Here is a 14,143-nt window from a genome sequence, read left to right on the forward strand (position 1 = left end):
GTGGACTTTTGCGTTTCCCACACGCCGCGAGCCACATCCCTCACGCTGCCCGCGTAGACTGAACCCAAGTTATGGATCAACTTCGCATCTTCGCCCAGCATCTCGGCATTGCCGACCTTTTCGGACGCGGCTTTCTGGCCGTGCTGCTCACGTTTGTCACGGCTGCCGTGATCACCTGGCGCTTCATTCCGCCGGTTCGGGACTTCGCGCTGAGGGTCGGCTGGGCCGATATGCCCAACGAGCGCCGCCTCAACACCGTGCCGCTGCCCAACGCGGGCGGGCTGGCAATTTTCGCGGGCTTTGTCATCAGCATCGTGGTGGGCTGGGCGCTGCGGCCCATTGTCATCGAGCACGTCAATATTCAGGTGCTGGCGATTTTGCTGGGCGCGACGCTGCTGATGTTGGTGGGCTTTATCGACGATCAGTACGGTCTGTCGCCTCTGTTCCGGCTGGGAGTACAGCTTCTCTCAGCGGTGCTGCTGCTGGTCAACGGCCTCAGAATCGACTTCAACGCTATTCCCTTTTTGCCCGTTCTGGACGGCAACGTGGCCAATGTCCTCAGTATTTTCCTGACCATCCTCTGGGTGGTCGGCCTGACCAACGCCATGAACCTGCTCGACGGCGTGGACGGTGTGGTGGGCGGCGTGGCGTTTATTGCCAGCGCGGTGCTGCTGGTCACGGCGGCGCAGTTTACCGATAGGGCTGCCGCCGTCATTTTGCTGGCGGGTCTGGCGGGCTCGGCGCTGGGGTATCTGCGTCATAACTTCAACCCCAGCAGCATCATCATGGGCAATGGTTCGACCTTGTTCGGTTACACGCTGGCCGCCGTCAGCTTGCTCGGCACCCTTAAGATCAGCGCGGGGGCCAGCTTGTTGGTACCGCTGCTGATTATGGCCCTGCCGATTCTGGATACCACGCAGGTGGTGGTCGGACGGCTGGCACGCGGCATCCGCAACCCGCTGGCCCACCCCGACAAAACCCACCTGCACCACCGCGTATTGGCCCGCACCGGCAACGCCCGCCGCACCTCGGTGGCACTGTGGACTGTGGCGCTTCTCTGCGGCGTGGCCGGCATGTTCGCCCAAGGCATTGCGCCGCTCACCGTGCTGCTGACCGCTGTGTTTATTGGTGGCAGCCTCTGGTTTGTCGCCGCCCGCCGTATCCGCGCCCAGATTATCGAGGCGGCGCAGGGGCGCAGAGAACTGAATTGAGTCTGAGCCGATGGGCTTTGGCCGATGTTTGAAAGGAGCACTTCCCTTTCCACAACCGATTTCCGCACTTTAAGACGACCCTCGCAAGGAAACCCCTATGAAAAAAATCGTCCTCGCCTTTGGCACCCGCCCCGAAGCCACCAAAATGGCCCCCGTTTACACGGCCCTTCAAGCCCAAAGCGGCCTGACCCCACTGATTTTGTCTACTGGACAGCAGCGCCAGCAACTCGACGGAGCGCTTTCGGTGTTCGGCCTCACACCCGACGAAGACCTGCAGGTGATGACCGAGCGCCAGACGCTGGCCGACTTGACCGGCAAGATCGTGCCGCAGGCGGGCAAGAAGTTGCGCGAGATGGGAGCCGACATGGTGCTGGTTCACGGCGACACCTCCACCACCTTTTGCGTGGCGCTCAGCGCTTTTTATGAGGGCATTCCGGTGGGACACGTGGAAGCCGGCCTGCGCAGCGGCAGCATGACCGAGCCGTTTCCCGAAGAAGCCAACCGCCGCCTGACCGGGGTGCTGAGTACCCTCGATTTTTCGCCGACCAGCGGAGCCGCTGACAATCTGCGGCGCGAGGGCAAGTCGGAAGCGGGCCTGTTCGTGACCGGGCAGACCGCCGTGGACGCGGTACGGATGGTGGCCGGACGCGCAGCGCTGCGGGCCGAGTGGCAAGCCAAATTAGACGCCGGACAGCAACTGGTGACCATCACCATGCACCGCCGCGAAAATCTGCCGATGATGCCCGAAATGGCGCAAGCTCTGGCCAACGTGGCCCGCGCTCACCCCGAGCTGCATTTCGTGTATCCGGTGCATCTCAACCCCGCCGTGCGCGAGGCGGTGCGGCCCGCGCTGGGCAACCTCGCCAACGTAGAACTCACCGACCCGCTGGATTATCACGACATGGCCCCTTTGATGGCCGCATCTCTACTGCTGGCCACCGATTCGGGCGGCCTCCAGGAAGAAGGCGCGGCGCTGGGGGTGCCGGTGGCGGTGCTCAGGAACGTCACCGAGCGGCCCGAAGGCTTGGCGGCGGGCGTATTGAAACTGGCCGGCAACGACCCGGCACAGGTGAAAGCCACTTTGCTGGAGCTGCTCGGCACCCCCGCCACGCTGGAGCAGATGCGGGCCTCGCGCAATCCTTACGGCGACGGACAAGCGGCGGGCCGCATCGCGCAGGCGGTGGCGTGGCACTTCGGGCTGGCCGAGCGGCCTGAGAACTGGAGCTGAGCAAAAAAGCAGTTCACCGTAACCCCCTTCTTTCAGCCTCAAAACTCTCTCAAATACTCGCCCAGAAAGATCGGCGATTGCAGCGGCAGGTACGCTGCGGCGGTGGCAGCGTCATTTTTGTTGCCGAGCAACTTCATCAGTTCCGCGCCGGCTTGGGCGTAGCGGGTCACGTCGGCCCCAAAGGTCTTGGCGTCGTAAGCGCTGGTGCTGGCGGCGGCTTTGGGTTTCCAAACCTTGAGGGCTTTGATGCGGTCTTCAAAGGCTTTTTTGGAAGCGTTCAAGCTGAGCGTAAAACGGCCCGCCGTCTGTCCGCCCACCGGACTCAGAACCAAAGCCGCCACACTGGAGAGCGTGCCCTCAATTTCGGGGTAACTGCGCGGCACGGCGTGTGAGTGCATTGTGCCGCCGCCCGCCATCGCGTAGGCCAGTGAGCCTTCGAGTTCGCGCAGGGTGCGGTAGAGGGTACGCAGCTTGACAATGCGTTCACGCAATTGTGGCGAGTTGCCGAGGGTGTCGGTGAGTTGGCCGGCTTGGCACTCGGCATACGCCGCGCTGCCCTGATCTTGGTCAGCCTCGCTCCACTGCTCCAAGCTGAGGGTCAGGTAGGTGTTGATGTCCAGCTTGGCGGCCAGCGGGCAAGGCAGCGTCGCGGCTTGAGCGGAGCTGAGCAGCAAGCCGAGAACCAAAGGCGCGGTCAGTGAAAAGCGGCGAAGCGTCATGCTCCTGATTGTGCCGAGTGTTTCTGAAGTCTGGGTGATGGAACCCGCTAGCCTTCCGCTTTGGCTTCCCGCTGCATCAGGGCCGAGAGCGCTTCTTGCGGCGAAAGCTGCCCTCCCGCGACGGCGGCCACCCCCTGCACAATCGGCAATTCCGCGCCGCTCTCCCGCGCCCAGGCCGAAAGCAGCCGCGCCGTTCTCAGGCCCTCGACCACTTTGCCGCCGCCTTCCGGAGCAGCGCCGCGTGCCAGCGCTTCTCCAGCGGCGCGGTTGCGCGAGTGGCGGCTGGTGGCGGTGGCGACCAGATCGCCCAGTCCGCTCAGGCCGTAGACCGTGTCTTCCTGCGCTCCCTGGCTGGCGAGGTAACGGGCCATTTCGCGCAGGCCCCGCGTAATCACGCTGGCGCGGGCATTGTCGCCCAGTTTCAGGCCGTCACCGAGGCCCGCAGCCACCGCCACCACGTTTTTGAGCACACCACCGAGTTCCACGCCCACCACGTCTGAGCTGGTGTACACGCGCAGATTGGGCGTCATCAGGTGGGCCTGAACTGTGCGGGCAAACTCGGCGTCTTTGCTGGCCACCACCGTCGCGGCAGGCAAGCCCAGCCCGATTTCCTCGGCGTGGTTGGGGCCGCTCAGCACTGCGACGCGCCCAAAGCCGAGCCCAGTAGCCAACTCGCTGAGGCGCTGCCCCGCCGGAGCCAGTCCCTTGGCGCACAGCACCGCGCCCAGCTGGGGCGGCAGAGCCGAGAGCAAATCACTCATGCCTACGCTTGGAACCACCAAAAATGCCCAGTCCGCGCCCTCCACAGCGGCGCTCAGGTCGCTGGTGATCCGCACATTGGCGGGCAAGCTCACGTCCGGCAGGTAAGCCGAATTGATGCGGCTTTCCCGCAACTGCGCTGCCAACGCCTCGCGCCGCGCCCAAAGCGTCACCTCAGCGTGGGTCTGAGCCAAAGTGACGGCCAGCGCCGTGCCCCAGCCGCCCGCGCCCAGCACTACCATCTTTTGCAATGGGTCGGCTTCATTCATTGGAGGCTCTCCACGCAAAGACCCACACGCGGGGGGAGTCGTCTTCCGGCGGAGCGTAGTCAGGGTATTCCAAGATCTCCCAGCGCTCAAAGCCCGCTGACCCGAGCGCAGCGGCGAGTTCGGCAGGATCGTAGCCGCGCTCCTGATGGGTTTCCACGAACTCCTCGGTTTCTCCGTCCTCGCTCAGCACGCGGCAAAACGCCTGCACCACACCCACATCCTGCTCGGCGTTGTAATGGTGCGACCAGTGATAATGCACCTGTGAACCGTCTGGCAGGGGTTCTAAACCTTCGATGCTATCGCCTTCCCACAACTCGCGCACGCCGATGCGGGTGTTGACATCGAAGGCCAGCAAGCCGCCGGGACTCAGGTGGGCGTGCATTTGCCGCAGAGCCAGCTCCAGATCGCCGTCTGCGGTCAGGTTGTTGACGCTGTCAAAGACGCAGGTGACAAGATCAAACGTTCTTCCCAGTTCAAAGGTTCGCAAATCGCCCTGCACAAACCTCACTCCCGGCATTCGCTCGGCAGCGACCTTGAGCATTTCAGGGCTGGCGTCTAGGCCCGTCACTTCCAGCTTCAGAGCCGCGAGTTGCTGGGTCAGGCCGCCCGTGCCGCAGGCCAAATCGAGGGCGCTGGTGATGCTCAGGCCCGCTTCTGCGGCGTAGCTGAGAATAAAATCCGCCCAAACGTCGTATTCGATATCGGCCATAATCGCGTCGTAAACGCGGGCGAGGGCCGTGAAAGGCGCGTGCTGCATCTCGGCATGATAGAGGCTGAGGCCACTCAAGGTAACGCCCACGGCAACTAGCCGCTGCTCATCCCCAGCCGCTAGCATGGCAGCTATGAAGTTTCATGCCCTGCTCGCCCCTGCCTTCCGGTTTGCGCTGACCGGCGCGGCCCTGCTCGGCGTTTCGGCGCAGGCCCAGACCGCTGCGGTGCAAACCCCCCTCGTCAAAGTGACCGACGCCAAGTTGCCGTTTGACGTCAGCCTGCCCAGAGGCTGGGTCGGCCTCAACCTCAAAGACGGCCTCGGCGGCATCACCATTGCTTCGCAGCCTCAGCCGCCCGCCGCGCTGATGCGGCTGCTGTACATTCCCAAAAACGGCAAAAAAGTAGATCTCAAGTCTGAGTTCAGCAGCTTTGAAAAAGCGGTGGAGGGAAGCGGCTCGGCCCTGACCTTCAAAGGCGAAAAGCCAGCCAATTACGGCGGCGTCTCGGGGCTGATGCGCCAGTATGTCATCACCAGCAAGGAAGGCACGCTGGTGATGCGGGTGTGGTTCGGCAACGGAGCCAAGAACTTTTACAGCTTCCAACTGACGGTGCCCAGCCAAGCGTTCGAGCGGGTCAACAAAACCTTCGAGCAGGTGCTGGCGACCATAAAATTCTAGGGAGAAATTTTAGGAAGCAACTTCTGAGCTAGAGTTCGGAGCACCATGCGCCACGACCTGACTCTTTCTAACGGCTTTTACACCCTACGCCCCCTCCAAGACAGCGACGTGGAGCCGCTCATGCGGCTGGCCGCTCAAGCGCCACACGAGTACGCCCAGATGGGGACTTCGCCAGTGCTCAGGGCTTATTTTACTGCCGCGCTGGAGGCTCCCGACCAGCTGCCGTTCGTGTCTTTGGTGAGCGGAGAGTGCGCGGGCAGCACCCGGTATATGGAGATGCGCCCGGAGCACAAACGGCTGGAAATCGGCAGCACCTGGTTGGCTCCGGCGTATCTGCGGAGTGGGGCCAACCGCGCTTTGAAGCTGCTGCAACTGACCCACGCTTTTGAGGTGATGAAAATGCGGCGGGTAGAAATCAAAACCGACGCCGTCAACGTGCGCTCGCAAACCGCAATTGCGGCGCTGGGGGCGGTGCGCGAGGGCGTGATGCGAAAGCACATGGTCAGAACAGACGGAAGTGAGCGCGACACGGTGATGTTCAGCGTCACGGATGAAGAGTGGCCGGAGATGAAGGCGCGGCTGGAGCGGCGACGCTGAAGCTGTGATTATTGTCTCAAGCAGGACGTTTCCCCTGCCTCCACAGGCGTAGCATAGAGCCATGATTCAGTCCCGTGACCCCGAAATGACCCCCATTATCGCCAAAGTGGAAGCGGGCCAGCGCCTGAGCTTCAAAGAGGGCATGGTGCTGTTTGACACGCCCGATGTGAACGCCCTGATGCGCCTGGCCAATCTGGTGCGCGAACGTCAGCACGGCGACAAAACTTACTTCGTCCACTCGATGCGCCTCGAATTCACCAACATCTGTTATGTCGGCTGCACTTTTTGCGCCTTCGCCGCCCACAAGGGTGAGGAGCGGGCCTGGGACTACGACGCCGACGCAGTGGTCGAGCAGGTGCGGGCCAAGTACGAGCCGGGCCTGACCGAGCTTCATATGTCCAGCGGCCACCACCCCAACCGCCCGTGGAGCTTTTACCCCGAGATGGTCAGCAAGCTCAAAGCCAACTTTCCCGAGTTACAGGTCAAGGCCTTTACGGCAGCCGAGATCGAGCACCTTTCCAAAATCAGCAAGAAACCCACGCTGGAAGTCTTGCGCGAGTTGCAAGCAGCGGGCCTGAGCGCCATGCCGGGCGGCGGGGCCGAGATTTTTGCCGACCGAGTCCGTAAGCAAGTCGCAAAAAACAAAGTCAAGGCCGAAAAGTGGATTCAAATTCACCGCGAAGCCCACTCTCTGAACATGAGAACCAACGCCACCATGCTTTACGGCCACATCGAAACCTTAGAAGAGCGGCTCGATCACATGGACAGGTTGCGCAAATTGCAAGATGAAACTGGCGGCTTCCACGCTTTCATTCCGCTGGCCTTTCAACCGATGGGCAACACGTTGGCGCAGAACCTGGGCAAGACCGATTACACCACCGGCTTAGACGATCTCAGGAACTTGGCGGTGGCCCGCATCTACCTCGACAATTTCCCGCACATCAAAGGCTATTGGGTGATGATCGGCAGTGAACTGACCCAAGTCAGCCTCGATTGGGGCGTCTCAGACGTGGACGGCACCATCGTGGATGAGCACATCGCCCACGCTGCTGGCGCGACCAGTCCGCTGGGCCTGAGCAAAGAGCGAATGATCAACATGATTCAGCAGGCCGGACGCTTGCCGGTGCTGCGCGACGCTTATTACAACGAATTAGAAGTTTATCCGGCGCAGGTCGAAGCGGCAGACTGATTTGCTATCCTGAGCCGAATGGACGCCGATACTCTCCCCGCTTTGGCCGAGGTTTTGGCTTTGGATGACGCTTGGAACCGGGGCTACCAAAGCAGAGACGTCGGGCTGCTCGGCGGCGTACTGGCCGACGACTGGCTGGCCCTCTTCGCTGACGGCGGCGTTACCACCAAGCTCCAACTCCTCGCGGGCGTGCCGAGCAACCCCGAGGCGGCGCTGAGTTTCGAGCGCCAAACGGCTCAGCTGTACGGCGATACGGCGGTGGTACGCGGCAGCCTTACGGCCAACGGCCAATATGTTCAGAGCTTTTTGCGAATTTATGCCCGCCGCGCCGGTAGATGGCAAGCGGTGGCGGTGCAGGTCGTGCCTTGAACGCTTTCTCAGACGGTATTGCCGGTTTGGACGACTTTTTGACTCTCAATGCCGTACTGATTTTGGATGACGCTTGGAACGCTTCTTACCAAAGCCGGGACGCGCAAGCACTCAGCGATTTGATTGCCGACGATTGGTCAGGCTTTTTGCCGGACGGACAGGTGATCAGCAAAGCCGTGTTGCAGCGGGCCATCACCACTTATCCCGAAGACGTGCTGGTGTTTAGGCGTCAAGTCGCCCAACTCTACGGCGACACCGCTATCACGCGCGGAGAGCTGAGTGCCAATGGCGTTCACGCGCAGAGCTACTTGCGTGTCTACGCCCGCCGCGCCGGACAGTGGCAAGCCGTGGCCGTGCAAGTGGTGCCCTGATTTCGAGTCAGATAAAGGCCCGTTCGTGCGGCTGGCTGGGTGTTCTCATGGCTTTTAGCCAGCATAGAGCATGACCAACAAAGCGGAAGGCGGCTTGCCAGACGGCTACAGCGGCGAAAGCGATACCACCCCGGATGCGACCATTCAGGAAGGCATGCAGGGCGGCACCGGCGAGATGGACGCCAACGGCTTAGCGCCGGACTTTGACAGCGGAGAAAAGATGGAAGAGTTGAAGGAGAATCTGGGCAGCGAGTACGGCGCAGACACCTAAAACCTGAGATGTGCGCTACGCAAAGGGCGCTGGGAACGGATTAACGTTTTCAGCGCCCTGCACGTTCCCGCGTCTAATCGCTCTGCGGCAAACGGCGCACTGGCAAGCGCACCCAGCCTCGGCGCGATATCCAGCGCACCACCACGACAAGCGCGGAGGCGAGAAGTTGCGTTTCGAGGTCGCCAAAATAAGGGTGAATAAAATACACCATGATGGCTCCCAGCGCGGCGGCAGTGGCGTAAAGCTGATCGTTGCGGTACATTACCTCCGGCACTTGAGCCGCCAAGAGGTCGCGGATAATGCCGCCGCCCACTCCGCTGAGCATCCCCACAAAGGTCACGCCCAGTGGCCCCAGCCCCAGCCGCACACCGAGCAGTGCGCCGCTGGCAGCAAATAAAGCCAGCCCGATGGTGTCAAAAAAGCTGATGGTGCGCTCGAAACGGGCCAACCGCTCGCCGAAGGAAAACGCCAGCAATGAGCCGAGCAGCGCCACCCACAGGTAGGTTTCATCTTGCAAAAAGAGGGGGAGCGCATTGCCAGTCAACGTATCGCGAATGCTGCCGCCGCCGACGGCCGTGACGCCGCCCAGCACCAGTACGCCGAAAATATCAAAGCGCTTGCGAACCGCTGTCAGCGCCCCCGACATGGAAAAGGCGAAGATGCCTGCCAAATCGAGGTAATGCAGCCCCGTGCGGATGGCGGCGGGGTCAACGTAAGGAAAGGGAGAACCGTCAGACACGGATGACAGCTTAGCGTGTGGGACGCGCAGAAAGTATGTCCGCTTTGCCCAGCACGCGCCGTGAATGACCCGCCATCCTCAACGGACGCCCGTGCATGGCCGTCCCTCCCATAAGCACGCTGCTCTCCGTAAGCTCCTACAGCTTCAGCTCGCCTTCCTTCACCACCGTCTCGCTGAACTTCAATTCGCTGGCTATGTCCTGCGAGGCTTGCTGGCGCTCCCTGTCGAGGTAGGTTTGGGCGGTGCCGACTTCCTTGGCCAGAATCTGGGTGGTCTGGCGGAAGTTTTCCAGCGCTCGCACTTTGTATTCGCTGATGGCGTCGAGCGCGGCGTAAACGTTCTTGAAGGCGTTCTGAAGCTGTTCCACATTGACAGTCGCGCTGCCCGCGCCTTCCTGAATGCGGGCCGACTGGGTACGCAGCAAGTTAGAGGTGCTTTCGATCATGTTGCCGGTGGTGGTGTTGAGCGCCGTAACCTGCTCCAAGACCATCTGCTGCGTGCCGAGCGCCTGCGACACCAGCACGGCGGTTCTCAGGGCGCTGATGGTGGTGGTGGTGGCACGGTCAACGCCTTTGACCAGTTCCAAGTTGTTTTTGCGTACCAGATCGAGCGCCAAGTAGCCCTGCACGCTGACGGCCAACTGGGTCAGCAGATCGGTGATGCGTTGGCGAATGGCAAACAGCAACTCCTCGCGCACCATCCGGGCTTTTTCGGGATCGGTCTGCTCCAGCACGGTGAGGCGCTCGGTCAGGGCATCGTCTACGGCTTGGCCCACGTAAGCGTATTGGCGCAGCTTTTGCATCACATTCCACAGCGCCACTTTCTCGGTTTCGATGGAGGCGTTGTCTTTTCGCAGTTCGTCTTGCGAGCGGTAAAGCGTGTCCAGAATGGCGTTGAGGTGGTCTTGGGCGCTGGCGTAGCGCTCTATATAGCTCTGAACTTTTTTGCCACCGGGCAGCATGCCAAAAAACCGCTTGGCGGGCGTGCCCCGGCTGGGATCGAGTTCTTCGACGGTGTGGCGCAGATCGGTCAGCCCTTTAATGATGCTGGAGCCTTCGTCAAACACGCCCGCTTTGGTGGCCCGTAGGGGGCGTTCCAGCATCCGGTTGCTGACCTGCGCCGCCGAACGCTGTTCGTCCATGCCCAGCGCATGAACCGAGTCGAGTTTGCGCTTAAAGCCTTCACCGTGCGCGTCGAGCTTGGTCACGTCCTGTACGAAGGCGCGGGCCATTTCGTCTAGGCGGGTCTTGTCTTCACTGCTCAGCGGCGTCATGTCGCGGCCCTGATCGGGGGCAATGCTCGGCACCGCTTTGGGGGCTTTGAGGGTTTCGGGCGGGGTGAGTGCCTCTAGGGTATTGCCGTTATCGCTCATGGCTCAGCATACGAGTCGGGGATGAAAAGAGTTTCGGGGTTAGGGAGTGGGAATGAAAAAACCCGCCGAAGCGGGTACAAGGCGGGTGTTATGGAAGTGAAGTGATTTAGCGGACGAGGCTCCAAGGGTTGGCCTGAATGCTTTGTGAACCGAGTGAAAGTGACTGGCTACCATCGGTATTTGGATTGGGACGCCAAGACATCCTGCTGTTGTTAGGAGCGACAGAAGAAAGGTTGTATGCAAATCCAGAAGAATTCCCAGTTCGTGCATACTCGACAATGTTCCATCCTTGCTTGAGATTAAGGTTAGCTGTGATCTTTCCAAGAACCCCTTCACCAGCACAGTCGGCACCATTAGAGGTCACAGTAGCGTCTTTATTAACAAACCACCAAGTTCTGTAAGTAAAGTTTGTACCGCTATAAGCCGAGTAGTTGAAGTATTCCGGCTTTACCTGACTCGCCAAGAAAAGACCACTAATGGCAGTGTATTTTAAATTTGGGGTGACGCTGACTGTACCACCTGAGCAAGCGAAAAATAGCTGACTTCCATCAGTCAAGTCACCACTGTACTGTGAAGTTGTCGTCTGAGCATCTGGAAGCCCAAGATCAAAGTTACCAGTTCCATTTACAGTTGCACTCTTATTGAGACGCTGTGAGGAAATAGTGTCAGTTCTGCCGGCTATCCAAGGCGTGATCGTCCCAGAAATCACATTTACCGTAGTTGCTGCTGGCGGCGTAACCGGCGTCGTCGACCCGCAAGCGCCCAAAACGAGCGACGTACCGAGGAGCGCCAACGCCAACGCGGGTTGTTTCAAAGTTAAATTGGTCATGGTTCCATCATGAGCGCTGCAAGCTCTCATCTCCTAGCCCCAAAGCGGTTTGGTTTTTCTCACTTCGCGTCATATATGACAAATTCCACAGCCCATCAGCTTTGCGGCTGTCTCACTGCGTCTTTGGGCTGCCAATCACCTCGGGGTCGCCCAGAAACTTTGGCTCGCGGCCAAACAGCACATCCATTACGGCAGAAACACGGGCCAGCCCTTCGCGGAACTTGACCCTCGCGCCGCCCGTGCCCTCCACGTCACGGGCGTCAAAGCCGATGGCGTCTAGGCCGTGCGCCCGTGCCAAATAGATGGCCCGCTCGTTGTGAAAGCGCTGCGAAATCACCGTGAAACGGCCTTGCCCAAACACTTTGTTGGCCCGCACGACCGAATCGAGGGTACGGAATCCGGCGTAATCGCGGTGCAGACGCTGGGCCGGAATGCCGCCTGCCATCAAATCGCGGCGCATGGTGGTGGGCTCGTCGTAGCTGCGGTGGGCGTTGTCACCCGACAAAATCAGGTCGCTGACCTTGCCTGCTCGGTAAAGACTCAGCGCCGCGTCAATGCGGTATTGGTAATACGGATTGATCCCGCCACCGCTGAGATACTTGCTGGTGCCCAGCAGCACGCCGACAGGCCGCGCCGGAATGTCGCTGACGGAAGTGTAAAGCCGCCCCTGAGCGCTCAGGCTAACCCACTGGTTGACCACCGAAACGAGCAGCACCAACGCGGCGGCGAAGACCAACAGCCAACGGAGCAGCCGTTTGATTGGCTTGGTCAATCGGCGGCCCATGTCTTGTCTTTGGCTTCTGTTTGGTCGCCCGCAGTAAGGTTTACCCTCAGGCCCAGCATGGCCCGCACCGCCCGCGAAAAGCCTTCGTCGTCCAGCGAGCGGTAAAGGTGCGCCCACTGCAAGCGGCGGTAAATCTCGGCGGCCCGCTCCCGCGCTCCGGGTTCGGTGTAATCGAGGCCGCTCAGCACGGCGCGGCGGCCCAGCGTGTGGCCTTCCAACTCGCCCAGCGTCTTTGGCCCCCACGCGAACGAGACTTTGCCCTGTGCCAGCCAGCGCCGCAGGGTGTCTTCAGGCGGCAGGGCGTAGAGGACGACCTCACTTGTGAATTCAACGCCCGGTAAATCGGCGGCGTCAGTCAGAAACATCAAGCTGGGGACATTGCTTTGCAGGTAAGCGGCCACCTCGCCCGAGGCGTAGACCGCCGCGCCGGTTTTGAGGTGGCCCATCGCCGTTTTGGGATCTAGACGTTCCAGTAAGGGGCCAGCGTCCGGCTCACCCGCCAAGCTCAGAGGGGCAGGCGAGCGCAATGCCTCACCGAAAAACTCGGCGTTCTCGCGGCCATTCCACTCGTTGCGGTTGAGGTTGATCGCAAAGTCATGCGGCCCCGAACGGGTGCGGCCCTCGCTGTACTTGATGCCGCGTACGCCGCCCACTTTGAAACTCAGTGTCTTTTTGTCTTGGCCGATCAGCTTGGCGCTTTCCAAGATGTCGCGCAAATGCCACAGCGGCGGCCGGTGGCCTTCACCAAACGGCTCGAAGCGCCTAATTTCAGCCGCAAAGTCGAGGTCGGCGCAGGCAGCGGGCAGCGGCGCGTCGAGCCGCACACTCGGCAGCGGGCGGGGAAACTGGCGGGCGTAGGCGTGAATGCTGTCGCGGAAGGCAGGGAAGTTGTCCATATCCAGCGAGAACCCCGCCGCGCCCGGATGACCGCCGAAGCGTTTGAGCAGCTTCTCCGAGTAGTACAACCCCTGCACCGCCGAGATGCCCGGCGTGCTGCGAACCGAGCCTTTGCCCTGCGCCACGATGTAGACCGGCTTGTAGTGCGTTTCTAAGAGCTTGCTGGCGACAATGCCCATCACGCCGGGGTGCCAATCGTCGTGGGTAATCACCAGCGCCGGGTCTTCGGGGTCGGCCAGCGTCAGGGCTTCTTTGAACATCTTGTCCTGAATGACGCGGCGCTCAGCATTTTTGATTTCCAGGTAAATGGCAATCTTCTCGGCTTCGAGTTTTTGGGTGGTGGTCAGCAGCGCCAAAGCCACTTCCGCTTCCCCCATCCGGCCCGCCGCGTTGATGCGGGGAGCCAGCACAAAGCCCACGTCGCGGGCCGTCACGGTTTTTTTACCGTTCATCAACGCCCGCACACCGGGCAATTCGGTGCGCTCGAACTCAGCCAGGCCCGCCACCACCAGAGCGCGGTTCTCGCCCACCAGCGGGGCCACGTCCGCCACCGTGCCGAGGGTCGCCAGCGGGGTGAGGTGCAGGGGCGCGGGGAGGCCCAGTTCGTTGTAGATGGCCCACAGCAAGTGATAAGCCACGCCCGCGCCAGTCAGGTTGTGCAGGGCCGGGTCGTAATCCTGCGTCAGCTTGGGATGCACCACCAAGCACTTGGGAAAGTCTGGCCCCGGCGAGTGGTGGTCGGTGACAATCACTTCCACGCCGAGAGAGAGCAGGCTCCTGACTTCTTCCAAGTTGGTCACGCCGCAGTCCACCGTCACCAGCACGTCAGCAGCCTCGGCATGCTCCGTGACGCGGTCAGGGTGAACGCCGTAGCCTTCGTTGAGGCGGTGCGGAATAAAGCCGTGAACATTCGCGCCCACCTCGCGCAGCCCCCAGACCAGCGTGGCCGTGGCGCTTACCCCATCGGCGTCGTAATCGCCGTGAATGCGAATGCGTTTGCCGGCCTTAATAGCCAACACGAGGCGCTGAGCCGCTTCCAGCAAGCCCGCGTTGGGCGTCAGCGTCAAGACTGGCTCAAGGTGATGGCGGCGAAGCTGGCGGGCAAACAGCACCTGAGCCAGCATCGGCGAGACTTCAAACTCGGCCATCAC

16 protein-coding genes are annotated in these 14,143 nt (G+C 61.2%); 8 read left to right on the top strand and 8 right to left on the bottom strand.

The genetic code is table 11. The features are described from left to right. Window positions 1–71 precede the first annotated feature (71 nt). On the top strand, window positions 72–1,211 hold the full coding sequence (locus EHF33_RS07690) for an MraY family glycosyltransferase (protein ID WP_124869640.1): 1,140 nt from the start codon (window positions 72–74) through the stop codon (window positions 1,209–1,211). Between the two features lie 97 nt (window positions 1,212–1,308). Then, complete coding sequence (gene wecB / locus EHF33_RS07695; protein ID WP_124869642.1) at window positions 1,309–2,439, top strand: non-hydrolyzing UDP-N-acetylglucosamine 2-epimerase; 1,131 nt, start codon at window positions 1,309–1,311, stop codon at window positions 2,437–2,439. A gap of 38 nt (window positions 2,440–2,477) precedes the next feature. Here wecB and EHF33_RS07700 read toward each other — a convergent pair whose 3' ends face one another. Genes EHF33_RS07700 through EHF33_RS07710 form a run of 3 tightly spaced genes read right to left on the bottom strand, consistent with a single transcriptional unit; the run spans window position 2,478 to window position 4,943 of the window. Beyond that, window positions 2,478–3,158: a hypothetical protein gene (locus EHF33_RS07700; RefSeq protein ID WP_124869645.1), complete on the bottom strand. Its 681-nt coding sequence runs from the start codon at window positions 3,156–3,158 to the stop codon at window positions 2,478–2,480. A 47-nt stretch (window positions 3,159–3,205) separates the two neighbouring features. Then, complete coding sequence (locus EHF33_RS07705; protein ID WP_124869648.1) at window positions 3,206–4,186, bottom strand: NAD(P)H-dependent glycerol-3-phosphate dehydrogenase; 981 nt, start codon at window positions 4,184–4,186, stop codon at window positions 3,206–3,208. Continuing rightward, window positions 4,179–4,943 (bottom strand): class I SAM-dependent DNA methyltransferase, encoded by a 765-nt coding sequence (locus EHF33_RS07710; protein WP_124869651.1) that lies wholly within the window; start codon window positions 4,941–4,943, stop codon window positions 4,179–4,181. Before EHF33_RS07710 ends, EHF33_RS07705 begins: the two co-directional genes overlap by 8 nt. A gap of 85 nt (window positions 4,944–5,028) precedes the next feature. Here EHF33_RS07710 and EHF33_RS07715 point away from each other — a divergent pair, with 85 nt between their 5' ends. The 6 genes from EHF33_RS07715 (at window position 5,029) to EHF33_RS07740 (ending at window position 8,371) form a co-directional block, all read left to right on the top strand. After that, entirely contained in the window at window positions 5,029–5,574 is a 546-nt protein-coding gene (locus EHF33_RS07715; protein ID WP_124869654.1) for a hypothetical protein, read from the top strand. Window positions 5,575–5,619: 45 nt separating this feature from the next. Next, a complete protein-coding gene (locus tag EHF33_RS07720; RefSeq protein ID WP_124869657.1) occupies window positions 5,620–6,171 on the top strand; it encodes a GNAT family N-acetyltransferase in 552 nt (183 codons plus the stop codon). A 61-nt stretch (window positions 6,172–6,232) separates the two neighbouring features. After that, on the top strand, window positions 6,233–7,360 hold the full coding sequence (mqnE, locus tag EHF33_RS07725) for an aminofutalosine synthase MqnE (RefSeq protein WP_124869660.1): 1,128 nt from the start codon (window positions 6,233–6,235) through the stop codon (window positions 7,358–7,360). 18 nt (window positions 7,361–7,378) lie between these two features. Beyond that, window positions 7,379–7,729 carry a nuclear transport factor 2 family protein gene (locus EHF33_RS07730; RefSeq protein ID WP_124869663.1) on the top strand — a complete coding sequence of 117 codons (351 nt, stop codon included), beginning with the start codon at window positions 7,379–7,381 and terminating at the stop codon, window positions 7,727–7,729. After that, window positions 7,726–8,100 carry a nuclear transport factor 2 family protein gene (locus EHF33_RS07735; RefSeq protein ID WP_241191089.1) on the top strand — a complete coding sequence of 125 codons (375 nt, stop codon included), beginning with the start codon at window positions 7,726–7,728 and terminating at the stop codon, window positions 8,098–8,100. Before EHF33_RS07730 ends, EHF33_RS07735 begins: the two co-directional genes overlap by 4 nt. Before the next feature lie 70 nt (window positions 8,101–8,170). Then, entirely contained in the window at window positions 8,171–8,371 is a 201-nt protein-coding gene (locus tag EHF33_RS07740; protein ID WP_124869669.1) for a hypothetical protein, read from the top strand. A gap of 73 nt (window positions 8,372–8,444) precedes the next feature. Here the strand turns inward: EHF33_RS07740 and EHF33_RS07745 are convergent, their stop codons facing one another. From EHF33_RS07745 to EHF33_RS07765, 5 genes are all read right to left on the bottom strand, one after another. Beyond that, window positions 8,445–9,110, bottom strand: a complete 666-nt coding sequence (locus EHF33_RS07745) for a trimeric intracellular cation channel family protein (RefSeq protein WP_241191090.1) — start codon at window positions 9,108–9,110, stop codon at window positions 8,445–8,447. Window positions 9,111–9,246: 136 nt separating this feature from the next. Next, window positions 9,247–10,482: a toxic anion resistance protein gene (locus EHF33_RS07750; RefSeq protein ID WP_124869672.1), complete on the bottom strand. Its 1,236-nt coding sequence runs from the start codon at window positions 10,480–10,482 to the stop codon at window positions 9,247–9,249. 106 nt (window positions 10,483–10,588) lie between these two features. Then, a complete protein-coding gene (locus EHF33_RS07755) occupies window positions 10,589–11,311 on the bottom strand; it encodes a hypothetical protein (RefSeq protein ID WP_124869674.1) in 723 nt (240 codons plus the stop codon). 112 nt (window positions 11,312–11,423) lie between these two features. Next, a complete protein-coding gene (locus EHF33_RS07760; protein WP_241191091.1) occupies window positions 11,424–12,083 on the bottom strand; it encodes a SanA/YdcF family protein in 660 nt (219 codons plus the stop codon). After that, window positions 12,080–14,140: a single-stranded-DNA-specific exonuclease RecJ gene (locus EHF33_RS07765; RefSeq protein WP_124872968.1), complete on the bottom strand. Its 2,061-nt coding sequence runs from the start codon at window positions 14,138–14,140 to the stop codon at window positions 12,080–12,082. The genes EHF33_RS07760 and EHF33_RS07765 overlap by 4 nt, the downstream gene beginning before the upstream one ends. Window positions 14,141–14,143 lie beyond the last annotated feature (3 nt).

It is taken from the genome of Deinococcus psychrotolerans, assembly GCF_003860465.1.
Taxonomy (GTDB): Bacteria; Deinococcota; Deinococci; order Deinococcales; family Deinococcaceae; genus Deinococcus; species Deinococcus psychrotolerans.

Excerpts from the sequence above, each read along its gene's own strand:
- EHF33_RS07720 (WP_124869657.1), top strand. The coding sequence starts at position 5,620 with ATGCGCCACGACCTGACTCTTTCTAACGGCTTTTACACCCTACGCCCC.
- EHF33_RS07690 (WP_124869640.1), top strand. The coding sequence starts at position 72 with ATGGATCAACTTCGCATCTTCGCCCAGCATCTCGGCATTGCCGACCTT.
- wecB (WP_124869642.1), top strand. The coding sequence starts at position 1,309 with ATGAAAAAAATCGTCCTCGCCTTTGGCACCCGCCCCGAAGCCACCAAA.
- EHF33_RS07755 (WP_124869674.1), bottom strand. The coding sequence starts at position 11,311 with ATGACCAATTTAACTTTGAAACAACCCGCGTTGGCGTTGGCGCTCCTC.
- mqnE (WP_124869660.1), top strand. The coding sequence starts at position 6,233 with ATGATTCAGTCCCGTGACCCCGAAATGACCCCCATTATCGCCAAAGTG.
- EHF33_RS07765 (WP_124872968.1), bottom strand. The coding sequence starts at position 14,140 with ATGGCCGAGTTTGAAGTCTCGCCGATGCTGGCTCAGGTGCTGTTTGCC.
- EHF33_RS07700 (WP_124869645.1), bottom strand. The coding sequence starts at position 3,158 with ATGACGCTTCGCCGCTTTTCACTGACCGCGCCTTTGGTTCTCGGCTTG.
- EHF33_RS07705 (WP_124869648.1), bottom strand. The coding sequence starts at position 4,186 with ATGAATGAAGCCGACCCATTGCAAAAGATGGTAGTGCTGGGCGCGGGC.
- EHF33_RS07740 (WP_124869669.1), top strand. The coding sequence starts at position 8,171 with ATGACCAACAAAGCGGAAGGCGGCTTGCCAGACGGCTACAGCGGCGAA.
- EHF33_RS07715 (WP_124869654.1), top strand. The coding sequence starts at position 5,029 with ATGAAGTTTCATGCCCTGCTCGCCCCTGCCTTCCGGTTTGCGCTGACC.
- EHF33_RS07750 (WP_124869672.1), bottom strand. The coding sequence starts at position 10,482 with ATGAGCGATAACGGCAATACCCTAGAGGCACTCACCCCGCCCGAAACC.
- EHF33_RS07730 (WP_124869663.1), top strand. The coding sequence starts at position 7,379 with ATGGACGCCGATACTCTCCCCGCTTTGGCCGAGGTTTTGGCTTTGGAT.
- EHF33_RS07710 (WP_124869651.1), bottom strand. The coding sequence starts at position 4,943 with ATGCAGCACGCGCCTTTCACGGCCCTCGCCCGCGTTTACGACGCGATT.